Below are 19878 nucleotides of genomic sequence, written 5' to 3'. Positions count from 1 at the left end.
ACCTGTTCAGTCATGAACGGTTTCTCCGGTCTTTTTACTTTTGAACATATCCAGTGCAAGCATCACAGCACCGACAGAAATTGCGCTGTCGGCAAAGTTGAACGCCGGGAAATACCAGCGGTTCTGCCAATGCACCAGAATGAAATCGATCACATGGCCCAGGGCAATGCGGTCGTACAGGTTACCCAGCGCGCCACCCAGCACCAGCGCCAAGGCGACTGCCAGCCAGGTTTCGTTGCGCCCCAGGCGCTTGAGCCAGACCACCAGCACCGCACTGACCACCACCGCGATCAGAGCGAACAGCCAGCGCTGCCAGCCCGAGCTGTCCGCCAGGAAACTGAACGCCGCGCCGGTGTTGTAGGCCAGGGTCCAGCTGAAGTAATCGGGAATCACCACGATTTGCTGGTACATGCTCAGCGAGCCTTCGAAGTAGAACTTGCTGGCCTGGTCGATGACCAGGACCAGCAAACTCAACCAGAGCCAGCTCAGTCGTCCGAAACGGCCAACGGCGTTAGGCATAGTGACGAACCTCACCAGCGCCGCTGATGTTGTCGACGCAACGACCGCAGATTTCCGGATGCTCCGGGTTCACGCCGACGTCTTCACGGCAGTGCCAGCAACGGGCGCACTTGGCATGGCTCGATTTGACCACTTTGAGTTTCAGGCCACCGACTTCGGTGACCACCGCGTCGGCCGGAGCCTGCACGAACGGTGCAACGGTGGCGGTCGAGGTAATCAACACGAAGCGCAGTTCGTTGCTCAGCCTGGCCAGGTCGGCGCTCAGCGCGTCTTCGGCGAACAGCGTCACTTCGGCTTGCAGGTTGCCACCGACGGCCTTCGCCGCACGCTGGATTTCCATTTCCTTGTTGACCGCCACCTTCACCGCCATGATCCGCTCCCAGTAGGCGCGGTCCAGTTCGAAACCTTCCGGCAATTCGGTCAGGCCTTCGTACCAGGTGTTGAGCATCACGGACTCGTTACGCTCGCCCGGCAGGTACTGCCACAGCTCGTCGGCGGTAAATGCCAGGATCGGCGCGATCCAGCGCACCAGCGCTTCGCTGATGTGGTACAGCGCGGTTTGCGCCGAACGACGGGCCTTGCTGTTGGCGCCAGTGGTGTACTGACGGTCCTTGATGATGTCGAGGTAGAAACCGCCCAGCTCCTGCACGCAGAAGTTGTGGATCTTGGAGTAGACGTTCCAGAAGCGGTATTCGCCGTAGTGCTCTTGCAGCTCACGTTGCAGCAGCAGGGTGCGATCCACGGCCCAACGGTCCAGCGCCAGCATTTCTTCGGCCGGCAGGAGGTCGGTGGCCGGGTTGAAACCGGTCAGGTTGGAAAGCAGGAAGCGCGCAGTGTTACGGATACGCCGGTAGGCGTCCGCACTGCGTTGCAGGATCTGCTCGGAAACCGCCATTTCACCGGAGTAATCGGTAGATGCGACCCACAGACGCATGATATCGGCGCCCAAGGTGTCATTGACCTTCTGCGGTGCGATCACGTTGCCCAAAGACTTGGACATTTTGCGACCGGATTCGTCGACGGTGAAACCGTGGGTCAGCAGCTCGCGGTACGGGGCGTGGTCGTCGATGGCGCAACCAGTCAGCAACGACGAATGGAACCAGCCGCGGTGTTGGTCCGAGCCTTCCAGATACAGGTCGGCGCGTGGACCGGTCTCGTGGCCCATCGAGTGCGAACCGCGCAGGACGTGCCAGTGCGTGGTGCCCGAGTCGAACCAGACGTCCAGGGTGTCGCTGATCTTGTCATACAGCGGCGCTTCTTCACCGAGCAACTCGGCGGCGTCCATCTTGAACCAGGCTTCGATGCCTTCGACTTCGACGCGCTGGGCGACGATTTCCATCAGCTCGACGGTGCGTGGGTGCAGTTCGCCGCTTTCCTTGTTCAGGAAAAACGGGATCGGCACGCCCCAGTTACGCTGACGGGAGATGCACCAGTCAGGACGGTTGGCGATCATCGAGTGCAGACGCGCCTGGCCCCAGACCGGAACGAACTTCGTGTCTTCAATGGCTTTGATCGCCCGCTTGCGCAGGGTTTCGCCGGTCGCAGGCTCTTTGTCCATGCCGATGAACCACTGCGCGGTGGCGCGGTAGATCAGCGGGGTCTTGTGACGCCAGCAGTGCATGTAGCTGTGTTCGATGATGGTGGTATGCAGCAGCGCGCCGACTTCGGTCAGCTTGTCGACGATAGCCGGGTTGGCTTTCCAGATGAACTGGCCGCCGAAGAACTCCAGCGATGTCGCGTAGACGCCGTTGCTTTGCACCGGGTTGAGGATGTCATCGTTGACCATGCCATATTTCTTGCAGGTCACGAAGTCGTCCACGCCGTAAGCCGGGGCGGAGTGAACCACGCCGGTACCGGCGCCCAGTTCGACGTAGTCGGCCAGGTAAACCGGCGACAGACGATCGTAGAACGGGTGGCGGAAGTTGATCAGTTCCAGCGCCGAACCGGTGGCAGTGGCGATTACCGAACCCTGAAGCGAGTAACGCTCCAGGCACGACTCGACCAGCTCTTCAGCCAGCACCAGCAGTTTGTCGCCGACGTCGACCAGGGCGTAGTTGAACTCTGGGTGAACGTTCAGCGCCTGGTTGGCCGGGATGGTCCACGGGGTGGTAGTCCAGATCACGATCGAGGCGGGTTTGCCCAGCGATGGCAGACCGAACGCGGTGGCCAGCTTGGCTTCGTCGGCGATCGGGAACGCCACGTCGATGGTCGCGGATTTTTTGTTCTCGTACTCGACTTCCGCTTCAGCCAGGGCCGAACCGCAGTCAAAGCACCAGTTCACAGGCTTCAGGCCTTTGAACACGAAGCCACCCTTGACGATTTCCGCCAGGGCACGGATTTCACCGGCCTCGTTTTTGAAGTCCATGGTCTTGTACGGGTTGGCGAAGTCGCCCAACACGCCCAGACGAATGAATTCGGACTTCTGGCCTTCGATTTGCTCGGTGGCGTAGGCACGGCACAGTTCGCGGGTTTTGTCCGCGCCCAGGTTCTTGCCGTGGGTCACTTCGACTTTGTGCTCGATCGGCAGACCGTGGCAGTCCCAGCCCGGCACATAAGGCGCGTCGAAACCCGACAGGGTTTTCGAGCGGATGATCATGTCCTTGAGAATCTTGTTCAGTGCATGACCGATGTGAATCGTGCCGTTGGCGTACGGAGGACCGTCGTGAAGCACGAACTTCGGACGATCCTTGCCAATCTCGCGCAACTTACCGTACAGGCCAATGCTGTCCCAGCGCTGCAGAATCTGCGGTTCGCGCTGAGGCAGGCCGGCCTTCATTGGGAAGGCGGTGTCCGGAAGGTTTAGCGTGGCTTTATAGTCGGTCATTTAAGGCTCTTCATTAGCGATTGGCGCTAGGTGCGACAGGGCACGGGCGGCGGCGACATCCGCATTGATCGCCGTCTTAAGCGCCTCCAGAGAGGCGAAACGCTGCTCTTCACGCAGCTTGTGGTGGAAAACCACCGTCAAACGCCGGTCATACAGATCGCCGGCAAAATCTAAAAGGTGTACTTCGAGGTGGGCTTTGCCATCCCCTTCGACCGTTGGCCGCACGCCGATATTGGCGACGCCTGGCCAGGTCTTGCCGTCGATGTCGACGTTGACCAGGTAAACCCCGCTCAGCGGCACACGACGACGCTTGAGCTGCACGTTGGCCGTGGGCGTACCCAACTGGCGCGCCAGCTTCTGGCCGTGCAGCACCCGCCCGGCAATCCGGTACGGATGACCGAGCAGCCGCTCGGCCAAGGCAAAATCGGCAGCGGCCAGGGCATTACGCACCTGGGTGCTGCTGACACGAATGCCATCCAGCTCGACGGTTTGCGCCGCTTCGACGGTAAACCCCTGAAGGACGCCGGCCTGTTGCAGGAAATCGAAATCCCCTAGCCGGTCGCAGCCGAAACGGAAATCGTCACCGACTTCCAGATGCTGCACGCCGAGGCCGTCCACCAGAATAGTATCGACGAATTCGCTGGCGCTGAGTTTGCTCAGGCGCTGATTGAACGCCAGGCACAGCACCCGGTCGACACCTTGTTCGGCCAGCAACTGCAGCTTGTCCCGCAGGCGGGCCAGACGGGCCGGGGCGGTGTCCGGGGCGAAGAACTCTCGCGGCTGCGGCTCAAAAATCACCACGCAGCTGGGTACACCCAACTCGAGCGCACGCTCACGCAGCCGGGCCAGGATAGCCTGGTGACCACGGTGAACACCGTCAAAGTTGCCAATAGTGGCGACACAGCCCCGATGCTGGGGGCGCAGGTTGTGGAGGCCTCGAACCAGCTGCATAACGCGCTTCTTGCTCATAAAGTGGTCGATTATAACCACACCCGGCGGCCGACGACAGGCAACACCGTAACCCAAAGTGATCGAGCCGACAAAACCGCCGGCCCGCCCGTGTTTATCGAGACAAAAGCCTCAGTTCAAGGCCTTGCGATTGAAGTCGCGCAAACGGAAGCCCATCAACAGCAACATGCCGAAGTAGACCACCACGCCAGCGATCACCAATGCGCCCAGACGCAGCAAACGCTCCAGCATATGCCCTTCCCCCCAAGCTGGCATGAAGTGCATTGCGCCCAGCAATACCGCGGACATCACCGCCACCGCCACCAGCAATTTGAGCCCGAACTTTGCCCAGCCCGGTTGCGGCTGATACATCTGCTGCTTGCGCAGTTGATAGAACAACAGCCCGGCATTGAGGCAGGCGCCAGCACTGATGGCCAAGGCCAGACCGGCATGAGCCAGCGGACCGATCAGGACCAGGTTGAACAGCTGGGTGACGATCAAGGTGAAAATTGCGATTTTTACCGGCGTGCGGATGTTTTGTTGCGCATAAAAGCCCGGCGCCAGCACTTTGATCACGATAATCCCCAGCAAGCCGACGGAATAAGCAATCAATGCGCGTTGAGTCATGGCCGCATCGAAAGCGCTGAACTGACCGTACTGGAACAGCGAAACCGTCAGCGGCTCAGCCAGAATCCCCAGCGCCAGGGCGCACGGCAGCACCAGCATGAAGCACAGGCGCAGTCCCCAATCGAGGATCCGCGAGTATTCGTGGCGATCCTGGCTGGCATAGGTCCTGGCCAGCGTCGGCAGCAGAATCGTGCCCAGAGCCACACCCAGCACGCCGGATGGCAATTCCATCAGGCGATCGGCGTAATACATCCAGGACACGGAACCCGCCACCAGGAACGAGGCAAATATGGTGTTGATGATCAGCGAAATCTGGCTTACCGAAACGCCGATGATCGCTGGCAGCATCTGTTTCATGACCCGCCAGACGCCGCTATCGCGCAGATTCAGGCGCGGCAGCACCAGCATGCCGATCTTTTTCAGGTGCGGCAGCTGAAACAGCAACTGCGCCAGACCGCCCACCAGAACGGCCCAGCCCAGCGCCATTACCGGCGGATCGAAATACGGCGTCAGGAACACCGCAAAGATGATCATGCTGACATTGAGCAGGGTCGGTACGAAGGCCGGCACCGAGAAGCGGTTCCAAGTGTTGAGGACCGCTCCGGCCAATGAAGACAGGGAGATCAGCAATATATAAGGAAAAGTGACCCGCAACAGATCGGTGGTCAGCTCGAATTTTTCCGGGGTAGTGACAAAACCCGGTGCCGTGGCCCAGATGACCAAAGGCGCGGCAAGTATGCCCAACGCGGTGACCAGCGCCAGCACCAGCGTCAGCAAGCCCGAGACATAGGCGATAAAAGTTCGCGTCGCCTCCTCGCCCTTCTGGCTTTTGTATTCGGCAAGAATTGGCACGAAGGCCTGGGAAAAAGCCCCTTCGGCGAAGATCCGCCGCAGCAGATTGGGCAATTTGAAGGCGATAAAGAAGGCATCGGTCGCCATTCCCGCACCAAATGCACGTGCGACAAGAGTGTCGCGAACAAACCCCAACACCCGGGAAAGCATCGTGATAGAGCTGACAGCGGCCAACGATTTGAGCAGATTCATTGAAAGAGTTTTTGCCTGTCGATAAACAGCAGGCGAACAACGCGCCCACTTATGCGATACTCCGCGCCGCAACAGCACAGAGCCAAAGCTCGCGAGTTTACAGGTCGCACGCCGGAAAGAAATATCCAGCTCACCGTCCCCTTGAAAACGTAGCGAGCGAAGGCAAGACAAGGCGAAAGCAGGCGAGGAAGCGGAGTTGACTTTAGTCAATGAGCATTTCGAGCCTGCTTTCAACGCTGTATTGCCGAGCGCAGTAGTTTTCATGGGGTCGGAACCGGCCACTTAGCGGAACGTTTCTCCCGCCCTTGACAAGACATCAACTCATCGGCATGATTCGCGGCCTATTTTGTTTGCTATTTCCTAAAAAGTCTTTCGAGGAGCTCGACGGTGGCCAACACACCTTCCGCCAAAAAACGTGCAAAACAGGCTGAGAAGCGTCGCAGCCACAACGCCAGCCTGCGTTCCATGGTTCGTACCTACATCAAGAATGTAGTTAAAGCCATCGACGCAAAAGACGCTGCTAAAGCTCAAGCCGCTTACGTTCTGGCTGTGCCAGTTATCGACCGCATGGCCGATAAAGGCATCATCCACAAGAACAAAGCTGCTCGTCATAAGAGCCGCCTGAATGGCCACGTAAAGGCCCTGAACGTTGCCGCTGCTGCCTAAGCGACACGCTCATTAAAAAACCGACCTCAGGGTCGGTTTTTTATTGCCTGCGATTTATCAAATACACCGCAAAAAATGTGGGAGCTATCCTGCTCGCCCCCACACTTCGACTTGCGTCAGATTACTGAGCGTGCGTCCACGGCAGAATCGGAATCGCCGTCACCGCATTCTGCGGACTGCCCTCGATCAAACGATCGCTGTAGACCAGATACACCAGCGTATTACGCTTCTTGTCGAGGAATCGCACCACCTGCATGGTCTTGAACACCAAGGACGTGCGCTCCTTAAACACCTCCTCGCCATCCTTGAGCTCACCCTTGAAGTTGATCGGCCCGACCTGACGACACGCTATAGATGCCTCAGCGCGATCCTCAGCCAGACCCAACCCACCCTTTACGCCGCCAGTCTTGGCGCGCGACAGGTAGCAGGTCACGCCATCCACCTTCGGATCATCAAACGCCTCGACAACGATGCGGTCGTTGGGGCCGACAAACTTGAACACCGTCGACACCTGACCAATTTCATCGGCCGAGGCCAGTAGCGGCATCGCTAACAACAAGCCCAATAATCCTTTTGCCACACGCATTCAGGTATTCCTTCAGACCAGAATCAGGTTATCGCGGTGAACCAACTCCGGCTCTGCCATGTAACCCAGCAGACCGACAATCGCCTCAGACGACTGACCGATGATTTTTTGTGCTTCCAGAGCACTGTAGTTGGCCAGGCCGCGGGCGATTTCACGACCGTCCGGCGCCACGCAGACCACCATTTCGCCACGACGGAAACTGCCTTGGACCAGCTTGACACCCACTGGCAACAAACTTTTGTTGCCTTGGGACAACGCCGTCACCGCCCCTGCATCCAGCACCAGCGTGCCGCGGGTTTGCAGATGCCCGGCCAGCCACTGCTTGCGCGCCGCCAGCATGCCACGCTCAGGCGACAACAAAGTGCCGATGCGCTCACCAGCCTTGAGACGATCCAGCACCCGCTCAATGCGCCCACCGACAATGATGGTGTGCGCACCGGAACGCGCCGCCAGACGCGCAGCGCGCAACTTGGTCTGCATGCCGCCACGACCCAGCGCACCGCCCGTGCTGCCAGCCACCGCATCCAGCGCCGGATCATCGGCACGCGCCTCGTAAATCAGCTTGGCGTCGGGGTTGTTGCGCGGATCGGCGTCGAACATACCGTCGCGATCGGTGAGGATCACCAGCAAATCAGCTTCGACCAGGTTCGCCACCAGCGCCGCCAACGTGTCGTTGTCGCCGAAACGGATTTCGTCAGTGACCACGGTGTCGTTCTCGTTGATCACCGGAATCACTTTAAGCTCGACCAACGCACGCAGCGTACTGCGAGCATTCAGGTAGCGCTTGCGGTCAGACAAATCGTCGTGCGTCAGGAGAATTTGTGCGGTATGCCGACCATGCTCGGCGAAGCTCGACTCCCAGGCCTGCACCAGGCCCATCTGACCGATGGCAGCAGCCGCCTGCAACTCGTGCATCGCACTGGGTCGCGCGGTCCAGCCCAGGCGACTCATCCCCGCCGCCACCGCCCCGGAGGACACCAGCACCAGCTCAACACCCGCCTCGTGCAGGGCAACCATCTGCTCGACCCAGACACCCATTGCCGCGCGATCCAGGCCTTTGCCGTCCGCCGTCAGCAAAGCGCTGCCGATCTTCACGACCCAACGCTGCGCACCTGTCACCTTGCTCCGCATCATCTTCAACCTTAGCTTGAGGACAGCGCGACCCAGCGCTGCCCGTAACGTTATTCGTGACTACCGATTTCCAGATACTAAAACGCCGCTCTGGTGAGCGGCGCTTAAGTTTATCGCAACGAATCAGTCACGCACGTAAATGATTTCCGGACCGTCTTCGTCATCCACATCTTCTTCATCCCAATCGTCATCACCGATGTCATGGACCGACTTCACACCACTGCGACGCAGGGCACGCTGATCGTCCAGCGCCTGCAACTGGGCACGAGCCTCATCTTCGATGCGCTGATCGAGCTCGGCCAGCTCCCCTTTGTAGACAGGGTCGTTAGCCAGACGATCGGCACGATCTTCCAGGTAACGCATGATGTCATGACACAGACGCTCAGTGCCTTGCTTGGCGATAGCGGAGATCACGTAGACCGGACCGGTCCACTCCAGACGATCAACGATTTCCTTGACGCGAGCGTCGTGCTCTTCTTCAAGGATCTGGTCGCACTTGTTCAGCACCAGCCAGCGATCACGCTCAGCCAGGGACGGGCTGAACTTGGCCAGCTCGCTGACGATTACTTCAGCGGCATCCGGAGCACTGGTGTCATCCAGCGGCGCCATGTCGACGAGGTGCAGCAGCAGACGGGTACGCGACAAGTGCTTGAGGAAACGAATCCCCAGCCCCGCACCATCGGAAGCGCCTTCGATCAGACCCGGAATGTCCGCCACCACGAAGCTCTTCCAGCGATCGACGCTGACTACACCCAGGTTCGGCACCAGAGTGGTGAACGGATAGTCGGCAACTTTCGGCTTGGCGGCCGATACCGAACGAATGAAGGTACTTTTGCCGGCGTTCGGCAAACCGAGCAGACCAACGTCCGCCAGCACTTTCATTTCCAGCTTCAGGTCGCGCTGCTCGCCTGGCTTGCCCGGGGTAGTCTGGCGTGGTGCGCGGTTGGTACTGGATTTGAATCGGGTGTTGCCCAGACCGTGCCAGCCACCGTGAGCCACCAGCAGTTTCTGACCGGCCTTGGTCAGGTCGCCGATCACTTCCTGAGTGGCGGAGTCAATCACCGTGGTGCCGACCGGAACGCGCAGCACCAGCTCTTCACCCTTTTTACCAGTGCAGTCAGTGCTGCCGCCGTTGGAACCGCGCTCGGCATCGAAGTGCCGGGTGTAACGGTAGTCCACCAGGGTGTTCAGGTTTTCGTCGGCGATCATGTAGACCGAGCCGCCATCACCACCATCACCGCCGTTCGGGCCGCCGTTTTCAATGAATTTTTCGCGACGGAAGCTCATGCAACCGTTGCCGCCGTCGCCGGCCTTTACTCGAATCGATACTTCATCAACAAACTTCATAACAAAACGCCTCTCGCCATACGGACGAGCCGAAAAAACCTAGACATAAGACTCTTGCAAAAATGAGCGCAGCGACCTCAATCAACGACCGCCAATACAGCGCTGGAGCCCATCACAAACAGCTTTGCAAGAGACTCACCCCACAAACGAAAAAGCCCCGTCGCAAGACAGGGCTTTTCCAGCAACTACGTAATTATGCCGCGACGACGTCAGTCTTCGGAACAATGCTTACGTAACGACGACCGAAGGCGCCTTTTACTTCGAACTTGATCACGCCGTCGATTTTAGCGAACAGAGTGTGATCTTTGCCCATGCCAACGCCGTAGCCAGCGTGGAATTGGGTGCCGCGCTGACGCACGATGATGTTGCCCGGAATGATAACCTGGCCGCCATACATCTTCACGCCAAGGCGCTTGGCTTCTGAGTCGCGACCGTTACGGGTACTACCACCAGCTTTTTTGTGTGCCATGAGTTCAATTCTCCTAGTGAGGAATTAGGCTGAAATTAAGCCTGAATACCGGTGATTTTGATCTCGGTGTACCACTGGCGGTGGCCCATACGCTTCATGTGGTGCTTACGGCGACGGAACTTGATGATGCGGACTTTATCGTGACGACCTTGGGAGATCACTTCAGCCACAACGGTAGCGCCAGCAACAACTGGAGCGCCGATATTCACGTCGTCGCCATTGGCAACCAACAGAACGCGATCAAAAGTAACGGATTCGCCGGTAGCGATTTCCAGTTTTTCGATCTTCAGGTATTCACCTGGAGCAACTTTGTACTGCTTGCCACCAGTAACGATTACTGCATAAGACATGGTATTTCTCCGATAATCCTGCTCACCCAGCTCTTTATAAGAAGAGGTATTGGCTGGCATGGCTGCATAAGGCTGGAAGGCCTGTTTGCAATTGCGTAAGGCAGGTGCTGCCCAGGAAGTTCAGGGTGCGCGATTGTACGCAAGCTGCCAAGGCGATGCAAGTGGTCGTCCATCGTGCCTTGACAGGCCCGGACGTGGGTCCTAGCATGCCGCGCAACCCTTCTGGAGCAACTGTCGCTGATGCAACCCCAAGCTTTCTACCGCGCGGTGGCGGACGATTTTAGCGCCGTCGACGGCATCATCAAGAAACAGCTGACTTCCCGAGTGCCGCTGGTATCGAAAATCGGCGACTACATTACCTCGGCCGGCGGTAAACGCCTGCGTCCGTTGCTCGTGCTGCTGTGCGGCAAGGCGCTCGGCCGCGAAGGCGATGACCTGCGCCTGCTGGCCGCGACCATCGAGTTCCTGCACACCGCCACCCTGCTGCACGACGACGTCGTCGACATGTCCGGCATGCGCCGTGGCCGTTCGACCGCCAACGCCATGTGGGGCAACGCTCCGAGCGTGCTGGTGGGCGACTTCCTGTATTCGCGCTCCTTCGAAATGATGGTCGAACTGGGCTCCATGCCGGTGATGAAAATCCTTTCGCAAGCCACGCGCATCATCGCTGAAGGCGAAGTGTTGCAGCTGTCGAAGGTCCGTGACGCCAGCACCACTGAAGAAACCTACATGGAAGTCATCCGCGGCAAAACCGCGATGCTCTTCGAAGCCTCGACCCACAGTGCAGCGGCCCTGGCTGGTGCCTCGCCGGAACAGAGCGAAGCGCTGCGCACCTTCGGCGATCATCTGGGGGTGGCCTTCCAATTGGTCGACGACCTGCTGGACTACCGTGGCGACGCCGAGACCCTGGGCAAGAACGTTGGTGATGATCTGGCCGAAGGCAAGCCGACTCTGCCGCTGATCTACACCATGCGCGAAGGCACTCCGGAGCAGGCTACACTGGTTCGTCAGGCAATCCAGAAAGGCGGCATTGAAGACCTGGAAAGCATTCGCGAAGCTGTTGAAGCTTCCGGCTCGCTGGATTACACCGCGCAACTGGCCCGCGATTACGTGGCCCGTGCGATCAAGTGCCTCGACGCCCTGCCCGCCAGCGAATACCGCGACGCATTGGTGGAATTGAGCGAGTTTGCGGTTGCCCGTACGCACTAACACGCGCCCTGTAGGAGCGAGGCTTGCCCGCGAATGCGATCTACCAGTCGACACCAATGTGACTGACACACCGCATTCGCGGGCAAGTCGGATCGCCGAACCGCTCGCTCCTACAAAATCATGTGTCGCCCCCCCTCCCCCGTATAAACCCTATATAATGTGCGCTTTTTAGCCATCCTGAATCCAAGGAGCCTTAGTGAGCACGTTGCCACCCTGCCCGAAATGCAATTCCGAATACACCTATGAAGACGGCGCACAGCTGATCTGCCCGGAGTGCGCCCACGAGTGGTCCGCCAGCGGCGAAACCGAAGTGGCCTCCGATGACACTGTGAAAAAGGATTCGGTCGGCAATGTCCTGCAGGACGGCGATACCATCACCGTGATCAAGGACCTCAAGGTCAAAGGCACGTCGCTGGTGGTCAAGGTCGGCACCAAGGTCAAGAACATCCGCCTGTGCGATGGCGACCACGACATCGACTGCAAGATCGATGGCATCGGCCCGATGAAACTCAAATCCGAGTTCGTCAGAAAAGTCTGAATCTGCTGTATTCCATCCCGCGCCCGGCGTGGGATGGCGCTTCGCCCTTCCCCGCACCACCCAGCACTCCTGCGCAATAGCCAAACGCCAGTCGTTTTGACCTTACGCACCCTTTACCCGGAAAAAAACACAAAGCACCAATAGGCCCTTGCTATTTGACGAATAAGAATTATTCTCATTGAAACCCATCAATGGAGATGAGACCCATGACTTATTTGATCGATGCCTGGCTGGACCGCCCACACCCCTACCTCAGAATCCTGCATCGGGAAACCGGGGAAGTCTGTGCAGTGCTTGAAGAAGAAGCCTTGAACGAGTTGCAGGATCAGGGTGATCTGGACGTCAACGGCTTGAGTTCCAGCGAGCCGGTGGTGCTCAAGGAGCTGGTACGCAATCTGTTTTTGTTCTGCTATGCCCGGGCGTTGCGCCCGACGAATGAGCTGCATCACAAGATCGAAATATGAGTAACACTGCAAATCTCTGTAGGAGCGAAGCTTGCTCGCGAAGCAGGCAACTCGGTTTGAGCTTGAAACCGAGTTGATGCCTTCGCGGGCAAGCCTCGCTCCTACAGGATCACGGGATCACGGGATCACAGAACGTCGAGCAGTTCGACGTCGAATACCAGTACGCTGTGCGGCGGAATGCTGCCAACGCCTTGAGCGCCGTAAGCCAGTTCGCTCGGCACGTACAGACGCCATTTGCTGCCGGCGTTCATCAGTTGCAGGGCTTCGGTCCAGCCGGCGATGACGCCGCCCACCGGGAATTCTGCAGGCTGACCACGATCGTAGGAGCTGTCGAACACAGTGCCGTCGATCAGGGTGCCGTGGTAGTGAGTGCGCACTTGATCTTCACGGGTTGGCTTGGCGCCTTCACCTTGAGTCAGCACTTCGAATTGCAGACCGGAAGCCAGGGTGGTGATGCCTTCGCGCTTGGCGTTTTCAGCCAGGAAAGCCAGGCCTTCGCCAGCAGCGGCTTCAGCCTTGGCTGCGGCTTCGGCTTGCATGATTTCACGGATCACCTTGAAGCTGGCGGACATTTCTTCCTGACCCACACGGCTTGGCTTGCCGGCGAATGCGTCGGTCAGGCCAGCCAGGATTGCGTCCAGGCTTACGCCCGGTGGCGGATTGTCACGCAGCTGGTCGCCCAGCTGACGGCCAATGCCGTAGCTGACGCGGGTTTCGTCGGTGGACAGATTTACTTCGGACATGACACTGCTCCGCTATGCGGACGGCCCTGGAACTTGCCGTGCGTGCACAGCGCATCCCGGAGCGCCCGGAATCAAAAGGGCGAGCAGACTAGCACAGATGCCGCCACGTTTGAGCGGCGTCAGCGCTGTCACGCAGAACGGAAGGTGATCGGTACTTTCAGGCTTTCCTCGGTGCTGGCACCGCACATTTCGTCATGTACTGAAGCATGCACAACGTTGAACGACAGCTTGGGAAAGGCATGAAGCAGGTCACGCGCATGCTCGACCGAGCGCAGATGCTGTATCTCGCCGTGGGCATCGCGCAATGGATAGGCCGCGCCATGCATCCGAGCCTCCAGCACGTAGCTCACGCCGTCTACCGAGATCAGGTTCAGCTCATCGATCTTTCCGGCGATGGCAAACGCATTCAGTTCTTGCAGGTTCATGAGCGCACCTCACGCTGTGGCGAGCCAGGATCCCTACATGGAATGCCTCGACGCGCCAAAGTACAAGCCGCAAGCGACACCGCCCGTCTGTTTCACACCCCTTGTAGGAGCGAGGCTTGCCCGCGAAGAGGTCGTGTCAGTCGACATAAGTGTTGTCTGTTACGCTGCCTTCGCGGGCAAGCCTCGCTCCTACAGGGACTGTGCAGATCAGTGCTTGGTCAGCTTGTCCAGATAACCCATGGCGAACGCCGACACCACAAAAGTCATGTGAATGACCACATACCATTTCAAATGCTCGGGATCGACGTTCTTGGCGTCCATGAAAATCCGTAGCAGGTGGATCGACGAAATTGCCACGATGGAAGCCGCAACCTTCATCTTCAGCGAAGAGGAATCCATGGTGCCCAGCCAGTTGAGCTTTTCCTTGCTGTCGTCGATATCCAGCTGGGAAACGAAGTTCTCGTAACCGGAGATCATCACCATCACCAGCAGACCGCCCACCAGCGCCATATCGATCAGCGACAGCAGCACTAGAATCAGATCCGACTCGGCCATCGAGAACACGTTAGGAATGACGTGGAAGACTTCCTGGAAGAATTTCAGTGCCAACGCCAGCAAGCCCAGGGACAAACCGAAATAGATCGGCGCCAGTAACCAGCGGGAGGCGTACATTGCATTTTCGATAAAGCGTTCCATTGAATCTCACACAAGGGGCTGGAAATGGCGGCGAGTATAACAGCCACCTGTTACACCCAGAAACCGCCGAAAAATCCGCAACCTGCGTGTGTGTGACAAAATTTTTCTGCTAGTGTCCAGATTATTGACAGGTCAGCGACGTCGGACAGGAAGACTGGAAATGGATGTGCGATTGCCTTTAACGAGTGCCGGACTTTGCCTCACGTTGCTGCTCGGTGGTTGTTCACCCAGCGATGAGAAACGCCAGGTCAACCTCGAAGAAAAGACCGCGCAGTTCGAACACTCCCTGGAGACCATCGAAGATCCGAAACTCAAGGATGCCGTGGCCGAGCTTGGCAGTTCACTACTGCTGCTCGAACGCGCGCAACTCAAACTCGATACCAAACCAGTGGTCACCGAATACGGCGAAGACGCCCTCGCCGCGCTTAAGCACTACCCCACACCCCAGGTGCTCGTCGAAACCTACATCAACGGCCTGTTCGTGCTCCACAAGGAATCCAGCTCGGATTACCTGACCGACCTGCAGCCGGTATTTCCCTTCAACTTCAGCATCCCGGGTGCATTCGTTTTTCCTCATGGCCTGGAATGGCAATCGGTGACCCTGAGCAACAAGCGCATCATCGCGTTTCAGCCGGAATGGTCGGAAACCGATCCCGGCATTCAGCTGAGCCCGTCGAGCTCCAACCTGACCAACCCCGATGATTTGACGGTGACCTACCCCTTCATCGAAGGCCTGGATGTGGATAAGAAAAACCAGCCACAACCGGTGAGCCTGCAAGGCAAGGTGGAAGTCATCGCCCCGCGCCAACTCTACAGCTTCGACCTGACGAAAAAGGACGTTGGCCAGACTCGCACCCACGACAACGTCAGTGTCACCCTGCTGAATCTGACCAATAACTATGCCGAAATGGAGTTCAGCAATAGCGCGCCGCTGGCCCCCGAGGTCCGCGACATACCGCTCAACCCGTTGATCGTTCAGGCCCGGGACGCCACAGGACAATTCATCTCTCGCTCAGGTGCGATCAACGAAACCGCCGAACAAATTGCGTTCTATCAAAAACAACTGGTGTATTTGCAACAGCAGAAGGCCTGGAGCGAGGCGCTCGAAAAACAGCTCGACGACAAGCAGCGTGCGTTTGAAAAGCAACACACCCGGCATTACACCAAGGTGTACTTCAATGGGCCCATCGATACCCTCGAAGTCAGCCTGCTGGACTTCTCGGCGGTCACGGTGACCCATAAGGACCTGAACCTGCCGATACGGCGCTTCGACCCTCACACCACGCAGAAAACCATCCAGCCACTGACCTTGCCGGTGGTGGTGTATGACGACCAGGCCGCGACCTGGCTCAAAGGTGCAACGCTGAGCGAGGAACAACTGAAAAACAGCATCAGCATCAGTCAGTCGGTGGATGACCCGAGTGCCGCGCGCATCGCATTCGATCACCCCAGAAGCTTCAATGACGAACTGCTCGGCACCTCTTTCAATCCCGGCGAAAGCCCGGTGACGTTCTTTACCCAAGACCGCAATGGCCAGCGCGATGGACCGATCGAGTTGCCGCCGGAGGCGTATCAGGTCGATCCGATACGCGGCGACATCACCTATGATCTGAACCTGTTTCCGGAAACGCCGGCTTATGCCGTGGGCTCCATGCCCCAGTTCCTCGCGACTGTCGACCAGCAAACGTACGACACCCGCCAATTGCCCAAAGGCCTTGAGCTCAAAGGGAATGCGTTGGTGGTGGATTTGACGTTGTTTCCCGCGCAGGACTGGCGTTTTTTCGCCAAGGACGACAGTGGCAACTACTTGAAGGAGATTCTTTCAGTCACTCACGACGCGAGCACGCAAGGCCCGGCATTATTTGCAGTGCATTACTTCTATGGCCAGCCCACACGTCTGGAATCTTATCAGCGCACCCACCTCACCACCGTGCAATATGGTTTCGAGGTCAAACTCGACAAGGCTGAGCCAGGCAACCTTGATCGATAACCTGTTCAGCGCTCGGGCCGAAACTCGGGACCGCTAAGGTTGTGGTAACGACCACCGTTGATCTCTCGCAATTGGGCTTGCAGATGCAGGCACCAGATCTGTGGGTCATCGGCCAATTCATAACCATGCAAGGTCAGACTTTCAACGATGGTATCGAGGATCGATTCAGCCACGACCGGCCCACGGAACGGGCCTTGGGCCTTGATGGCGGAGGGTTGCTCGCCGGCCATACCGGCGGCGAAGAGCAAGGTCCACATGCCCGTATCTCCCGCCAGCGGGCGGATCGCACATTCGATACGGGTCACAAGGCCCAGGCATTGACGGGTGAGGCAGAGGTTGCGCGACATGGCGGCGACCCTCGGTAGATCCGGTATTCAGCCTCCACGGGAAGGCTGTCTCGATCCAGTGATTACTGTCGATATCCTTGAGCAGATAATAGAAGAAAAGTCTGGCTCGCACGCGAACCGAGACCAGAAGGTGCCGAGTGGTCACCGCGCGAATATTGACGCCATATTTGTGGCGAGGGGGCTTGCCCCCGTTGGGCCGCGAAGCGGCCCCGAAAGCGGCTGGAGCGGTTTATCAGAAAGACCGTATCAACCGATTTTACGACTGCTTCGCAGCCGAACGGGGGCGAGCCCCCTCGTCACAGGGGGCTTGCTTCTTTTTGCAGACAACTCAAGCCGGTTTGATTTCCAGCATTGCTTCCTGCGCCAACTCTTTTTCGGCCTCTTTGAGATCTTCGTCGCTGATCATTTCCGCGATCACCCGCAAGCGTTCCACCACTCGCGCGTTGACGCTGCCTTCAGGGAATTCGCCATTCTCATCCGGCGCACCAGCCGGCTCGCCGACCAACAGGCTCAGGGCTTCATCGGCCTGGCGCACCGCGTAGACATGGAACTGTCCCGCGCGCACCGCCGCCAGCACCTTCTCGTCGAGCATTAGCGTAGCAACGTTGGCCTGGGGAATAATCGCCCCTTGCTCACCGGTCAGACCGCGAGCTTCGCAGAGTCGGAAGAAACCTTCGATCTTCTCGTTGACCCCGCCCACCGCTTGCACTTCACCGAACTGGTTGATCGAACCGGTAATTGCAAAGCATTGCTTGAGCGGAGTTTTCGACAAGGCCGAGATCAGCGTGCACGCCTCACCCAGGGAAGCGCTGTCACCGTCGACATAACCGTAGGACTGCTCCAGGGCAATGCTCGCGGAAATCGCCAGCGGGAATTCCTGGGCATAACGGCTGCCGAGATAACCCGTGAGGATCATCACGCCTTTGGAGTGAATCGGCTGGCCGAGGTTAACCTCACGCTCGATGTCGACAATGCCGCTGCCGCCCGGATAAACCGTGGCGGAAATCCGCGCCGGTATCCCGAAGGCCGAATCGCCGACTTCCAGCACTGTCAGCCCGTTGCACTTTCCGACAGCTGCTCCATTGGTGTCGATCAGAATGATCCCCGCCAGCATGTCATCGAGAATCCGCGCCGAAACGCGCCCGGTGCGGGTGGCCTTGGCCTTGAGCGCACGCTCGATATGCCCGGCGTCGGTCATGTCGTCGCCCGCAAGGTCACGAATGAAATCCGCCTCGCTGACCAGTTGGAACAGATCGCCGATACGCGCCGACAAACGCCCCTGATGCTCGGCCAGACGCGCGCTGTAAGTCGCCAGACGCGCCACCGCATCGGCGGTCAGCGGCGCCATGCCTTCCTCGGACGTACGGGTTTTGAGCAACTGGGCGAACTGCTCCAGGCTTTCGTCGACCATTGGGATGTCTTCATCGAAATCCACCAGGACACGGAACATCTCCTGGAAGTCCGGATCGAGGTCTTGCAACGTGTAATACAGCTGCCGGGCGCCGATGATGACGACTTTGACCTGCAATGGAATGTGCTGCGGTGTCAGGGTTACGGTGGCGAAGCGGCCCATCTCGCCGAGCGGCGATTCCATTTTCAGCTTGCGCGATTGCAGGGCGCGCTTGAGCGCATCCCAGACAAAAGGCTCGCTGAGCATTTTTTCCGCTTCGAGGATCAGGAAACCGCCGTTGGCCCGGTGCAGCGCACCCGGTCGCAACTGCCGATACGTGGTGTAGAGCGCGCCCTGATCGGTGGTGTACTCGATGCGGCCGAACAAGTTTTCGTAAGTCGGGTGCGGCTCGAACACCACTGGCGCACCGCCGCTGAACGGATGACCGACCACCAGGCTCGGGGCGTATTGCTCTTCGAGCATTTTACGGGCGATGGCGTCTGTCTTGCTGTCATCCACCAGTTGCTCGACCACCGTCTTGAGCAGGTGCACCTGCATCGCTTGCAGGTAACCGCAAACGCCTGCGTTTTCCGCGTACTTTTCCGACAGCGGCGCGAGCAATGGCTGCAAGGCCAGGGTGATGGTTTCTTCATTGAGCTGACGCAGTTGATTGCTCGACTCGCGCTTCCATTGCGGCAGGCTGGCGAGTTCTTCGTTCAGCCGCTCCTCCAGCCCGGAAATGTCGTCATGAAAGCGTTCGCGCTCGGCTTCCGGCAACTGGGCGAATTCAGCCTCATCCAGTGCCTTGCCTTCGCTCATCGGGGTGAAGGCAATGTTGCTGCTGTCGCGGTAAAGCGCAACCTCTTTCTCCAGCGCCAGTCGCTCGATCACATCAAGGGCACGGTCGTAGCGCTGGTTAAAAGCGCGGTCGATGGCGCTTTTCTTCTGCTGATAGGACGGGTGCTCGAACACGGCCGGAAAGGTCGCCAGCAGGTTATCGATCAAACCGTTGATGTCACCGATGAAAGCTCCGGCGGTGCCCGACGGCAATTCCAGGGCGCGAGGTTCGCGAGGTTCATCGAAATTATTGACGTAGACCCAGTCCGCCGGGGTCTGCAGGCGTTTGGCTTCGGCCTTGAGGTAGCGTTTGACGAACGAAAACCGGCCGGTGCCGGGTTCGCCCATGACAAATACGTTGTAACCGGGGCGTGGCATGGCCACACCGAACTGCAAGGCTTCGACCGCACGTTCCTGGCCAAGCACACCACGGAAGGGCTCCAGATCATTGGTGGTAGAGAAGCTGAACTGTTCAGCGGAAAACGGACGGGTCAGCGCTTCAGGCGCTAGACGCAAGCTGGCAGCAACAGGATCAGGCATCGGGCTTCCTTACATCAGGCGGGGCAGATAGCGGCATTCTGGCGCTGCCCGTACCTCACTGGCAAGGCGCGCCTCAAGCCAAAGCTCAGACAAAGCGTCAGCCTCGGGCCGAACGGGTCAAAATCAGGGTTTTCAACGATTGTTTCGCAAAAAATAACGGAACCCCAGGATCGTGCCTAAACTCCAGA

Annotated in this window: 19 protein-coding genes; 5 read left to right on the top strand and 14 right to left on the bottom strand. The window is 58.5% G+C overall.

Going from position 1 to position 19878, the window contains the following annotated elements; translation table 11 throughout:
• Positions 1–6: 6 nt before the first annotated feature.
• The 4 genes from lspA to murJ all read right to left on the bottom strand — a co-directional run bounded on the left by lspA (position 7) and on the right by murJ (position 5962).
• The gene (lspA, locus tag CKW20_RS27540) at positions 7–519 is read right to left on the bottom strand and encodes a signal peptidase II (protein ID WP_007901890.1); all 513 of its coding nucleotides are present in this window, start codon (positions 517–519) and stop codon (positions 7–9) included.
• Positions 512–3343: an isoleucine--tRNA ligase gene (gene ileS, locus CKW20_RS27535; protein WP_095055699.1), complete on the bottom strand. Its 2832-nt coding sequence runs from the start codon at positions 3341–3343 to the stop codon at positions 512–514. Before ileS ends, lspA begins: the two co-directional genes overlap by 8 nt.
• Positions 3344–4294, bottom strand: a complete 951-nt coding sequence (ribF, locus tag CKW20_RS27530) for a bifunctional riboflavin kinase/FAD synthetase (protein WP_176466969.1) — start codon at positions 4292–4294, stop codon at positions 3344–3346. It lies immediately after the preceding gene.
• Between the two features lie 129 nt (positions 4295–4423).
• On the bottom strand, positions 4424–5962 hold the full coding sequence (gene murJ, locus CKW20_RS27525) for a murein biosynthesis integral membrane protein MurJ (protein WP_095055697.1): 1539 nt from the start codon (positions 5960–5962) through the stop codon (positions 4424–4426).
• 387 nt (positions 5963–6349) lie between these two features.
• On the opposite strand from murJ, the gene rpsT reads away from it, so the two are divergent.
• A complete protein-coding gene (gene rpsT, locus CKW20_RS27515; RefSeq protein ID WP_007901883.1) occupies positions 6350–6628 on the top strand; it encodes a 30S ribosomal protein S20 in 279 nt (92 codons plus the stop codon).
• Positions 6629–6749: 121 nt separating this feature from the next.
• Here rpsT and CKW20_RS27510 read toward each other — a convergent pair whose 3' ends face one another.
• From CKW20_RS27510 to rplU, 5 genes are all read right to left on the bottom strand, one after another.
• Entirely contained in the window at positions 6750–7214 is a 465-nt protein-coding gene (locus CKW20_RS27510; RefSeq protein WP_095055696.1) for a CreA family protein, read from the bottom strand.
• Positions 7215–7226: 12 nt separating this feature from the next.
• The gene (proB, locus tag CKW20_RS27505; RefSeq protein WP_095055695.1) at positions 7227–8345 is read right to left on the bottom strand and encodes a glutamate 5-kinase; all 1119 of its coding nucleotides are present in this window, start codon (positions 8343–8345) and stop codon (positions 7227–7229) included.
• A gap of 123 nt (positions 8346–8468) precedes the next feature.
• On the bottom strand, positions 8469–9692 hold the full coding sequence (cgtA, locus tag CKW20_RS27500; protein ID WP_095055694.1) for an Obg family GTPase CgtA: 1224 nt from the start codon (positions 9690–9692) through the stop codon (positions 8469–8471).
• A gap of 193 nt (positions 9693–9885) precedes the next feature.
• Entirely contained in the window at positions 9886–10161 is a 276-nt protein-coding gene (gene rpmA, locus CKW20_RS27495) for a 50S ribosomal protein L27 (RefSeq protein WP_007901871.1), read from the bottom strand.
• Positions 10162–10196: 35 nt separating this feature from the next.
• A complete protein-coding gene (gene rplU, locus CKW20_RS27490; protein ID WP_003176051.1) occupies positions 10197–10511 on the bottom strand; it encodes a 50S ribosomal protein L21 in 315 nt (104 codons plus the stop codon).
• Positions 10512–10751: 240 nt separating this feature from the next.
• Here rplU and CKW20_RS27485 point away from each other — a divergent pair, with 240 nt between their 5' ends.
• From CKW20_RS27485 to CKW20_RS27475, 3 genes are all read left to right on the top strand, one after another.
• Positions 10752–11720 carry a polyprenyl synthetase family protein gene (locus CKW20_RS27485; RefSeq protein ID WP_095055693.1) on the top strand — a complete coding sequence of 323 codons (969 nt, stop codon included), beginning with the start codon at positions 10752–10754 and terminating at the stop codon, positions 11718–11720.
• Positions 11721–11916: 196 nt separating this feature from the next.
• Positions 11917–12258, top strand: a complete 342-nt coding sequence (locus CKW20_RS27480) for a zinc ribbon domain-containing protein YjdM (RefSeq protein ID WP_095055692.1) — start codon at positions 11917–11919, stop codon at positions 12256–12258.
• A gap of 206 nt (positions 12259–12464) precedes the next feature.
• Positions 12465–12722: a hypothetical protein gene (locus CKW20_RS27475; RefSeq protein WP_095055691.1), complete on the top strand. Its 258-nt coding sequence runs from the start codon at positions 12465–12467 to the stop codon at positions 12720–12722.
• A gap of 125 nt (positions 12723–12847) precedes the next feature.
• Here the strand turns inward: CKW20_RS27475 and CKW20_RS27470 are convergent, their stop codons facing one another.
• The 3 genes from CKW20_RS27470 to CKW20_RS27460 all read right to left on the bottom strand — a co-directional run bounded on the left by CKW20_RS27470 (position 12848) and on the right by CKW20_RS27460 (position 14586).
• Positions 12848–13465, bottom strand: a complete 618-nt coding sequence (locus CKW20_RS27470; protein ID WP_007901858.1) for an FKBP-type peptidyl-prolyl cis-trans isomerase — start codon at positions 13463–13465, stop codon at positions 12848–12850.
• A gap of 128 nt (positions 13466–13593) precedes the next feature.
• Positions 13594–13890, bottom strand: coding sequence for a DUF6482 family protein (locus tag CKW20_RS27465; protein ID WP_095055690.1), 297 nt, complete (start codon positions 13888–13890; stop codon positions 13594–13596).
• A gap of 207 nt (positions 13891–14097) precedes the next feature.
• Positions 14098–14586 (bottom strand): TIGR00645 family protein, encoded by a 489-nt coding sequence (locus CKW20_RS27460; protein WP_007901849.1) that lies wholly within the window; start codon positions 14584–14586, stop codon positions 14098–14100.
• A gap of 160 nt (positions 14587–14746) precedes the next feature.
• Here CKW20_RS27460 and CKW20_RS27455 point away from each other — a divergent pair, with 160 nt between their 5' ends.
• The gene (locus CKW20_RS27455) at positions 14747–16576 is read left to right on the top strand and encodes a hypothetical protein (RefSeq protein ID WP_095055689.1); all 1830 of its coding nucleotides are present in this window, start codon (positions 14747–14749) and stop codon (positions 16574–16576) included.
• 5 nt (positions 16577–16581) lie between these two features.
• Here CKW20_RS27455 and CKW20_RS27450 read toward each other — a convergent pair whose 3' ends face one another.
• Positions 16582–16923, bottom strand: coding sequence for a hypothetical protein (locus tag CKW20_RS27450; RefSeq protein ID WP_030129466.1), 342 nt, complete (start codon positions 16921–16923; stop codon positions 16582–16584).
• A gap of 328 nt (positions 16924–17251) precedes the next feature.
• A complete protein-coding gene (locus tag CKW20_RS27445; RefSeq protein WP_095055688.1) occupies positions 17252–19690 on the bottom strand; it encodes a Lon protease family protein in 2439 nt (812 codons plus the stop codon).
• Between the last annotated feature and the right edge of the window lie 188 nt (positions 19691–19878).

Source organism: Pseudomonas sp. Irchel s3b2, assembly GCF_900187445.1.
Classification (GTDB): Bacteria; Pseudomonadota; Gammaproteobacteria; order Pseudomonadales; family Pseudomonadaceae; genus Aquipseudomonas.
The sequence above is the reverse complement of the archived record's forward strand: the minus strand, read 5'-3'. Positions and strand labels throughout refer to the sequence as shown.

Bases quoted from the DNA above. Each gene is read 5' to 3' on its own strand.
- lspA (WP_007901890.1), bottom strand. From the start codon at position 519: ATGCCTAACGCCGTTGGCCGTTTCGGACGACTGAGCTGGCTCTGGTTG.
- ileS (WP_095055699.1), bottom strand. From the start codon at position 3,343: ATGACCGACTATAAAGCCACGCTAAACCTTCCGGACACCGCCTTCCCA.
- ribF (WP_176466969.1), bottom strand. From the start codon at position 4,294: ATGCAGCTGGTTCGAGGCCTCCACAACCTGCGCCCCCAGCATCGGGGC.
- murJ (WP_095055697.1), bottom strand. From the start codon at position 5,962: ATGAATCTGCTCAAATCGTTGGCCGCTGTCAGCTCTATCACGATGCTT.
- CKW20_RS27510 (WP_095055696.1), bottom strand. From the start codon at position 7,214: ATGCGTGTGGCAAAAGGATTATTGGGCTTGTTGTTAGCGATGCCGCTA.
- proB (WP_095055695.1), bottom strand. From the start codon at position 8,345: ATGCGGAGCAAGGTGACAGGTGCGCAGCGTTGGGTCGTGAAGATCGGC.
- cgtA (WP_095055694.1), bottom strand. From the start codon at position 9,692: ATGAAGTTTGTTGATGAAGTATCGATTCGAGTAAAGGCCGGCGACGGC.
- rpmA (WP_007901871.1), bottom strand. From the start codon at position 10,161: ATGGCACACAAAAAAGCTGGTGGTAGTACCCGTAACGGTCGCGACTCA.
- rplU (WP_003176051.1), bottom strand. From the start codon at position 10,511: ATGTCTTATGCAGTAATCGTTACTGGTGGCAAGCAGTACAAAGTTGCT.
- CKW20_RS27485 (WP_095055693.1), top strand. From the start codon at position 10,752: ATGCAACCCCAAGCTTTCTACCGCGCGGTGGCGGACGATTTTAGCGCC.
- CKW20_RS27475 (WP_095055691.1), top strand. From the start codon at position 12,465: ATGACTTATTTGATCGATGCCTGGCTGGACCGCCCACACCCCTACCTC.
- CKW20_RS27470 (WP_007901858.1), bottom strand. From the start codon at position 13,465: ATGTCCGAAGTAAATCTGTCCACCGACGAAACCCGCGTCAGCTACGGC.
- CKW20_RS27465 (WP_095055690.1), bottom strand. From the start codon at position 13,890: ATGAACCTGCAAGAACTGAATGCGTTTGCCATCGCCGGAAAGATCGAT.
- CKW20_RS27460 (WP_007901849.1), bottom strand. From the start codon at position 14,586: ATGGAACGCTTTATCGAAAATGCAATGTACGCCTCCCGCTGGTTACTG.
- CKW20_RS27455 (WP_095055689.1), top strand. From the start codon at position 14,747: ATGGATGTGCGATTGCCTTTAACGAGTGCCGGACTTTGCCTCACGTTG.
- CKW20_RS27450 (WP_030129466.1), bottom strand. From the start codon at position 16,923: ATGTCGCGCAACCTCTGCCTCACCCGTCAATGCCTGGGCCTTGTGACC.
- CKW20_RS27445 (WP_095055688.1), bottom strand. From the start codon at position 19,690: ATGCCTGATCCTGTTGCTGCCAGCTTGCGTCTAGCGCCTGAAGCGCTG.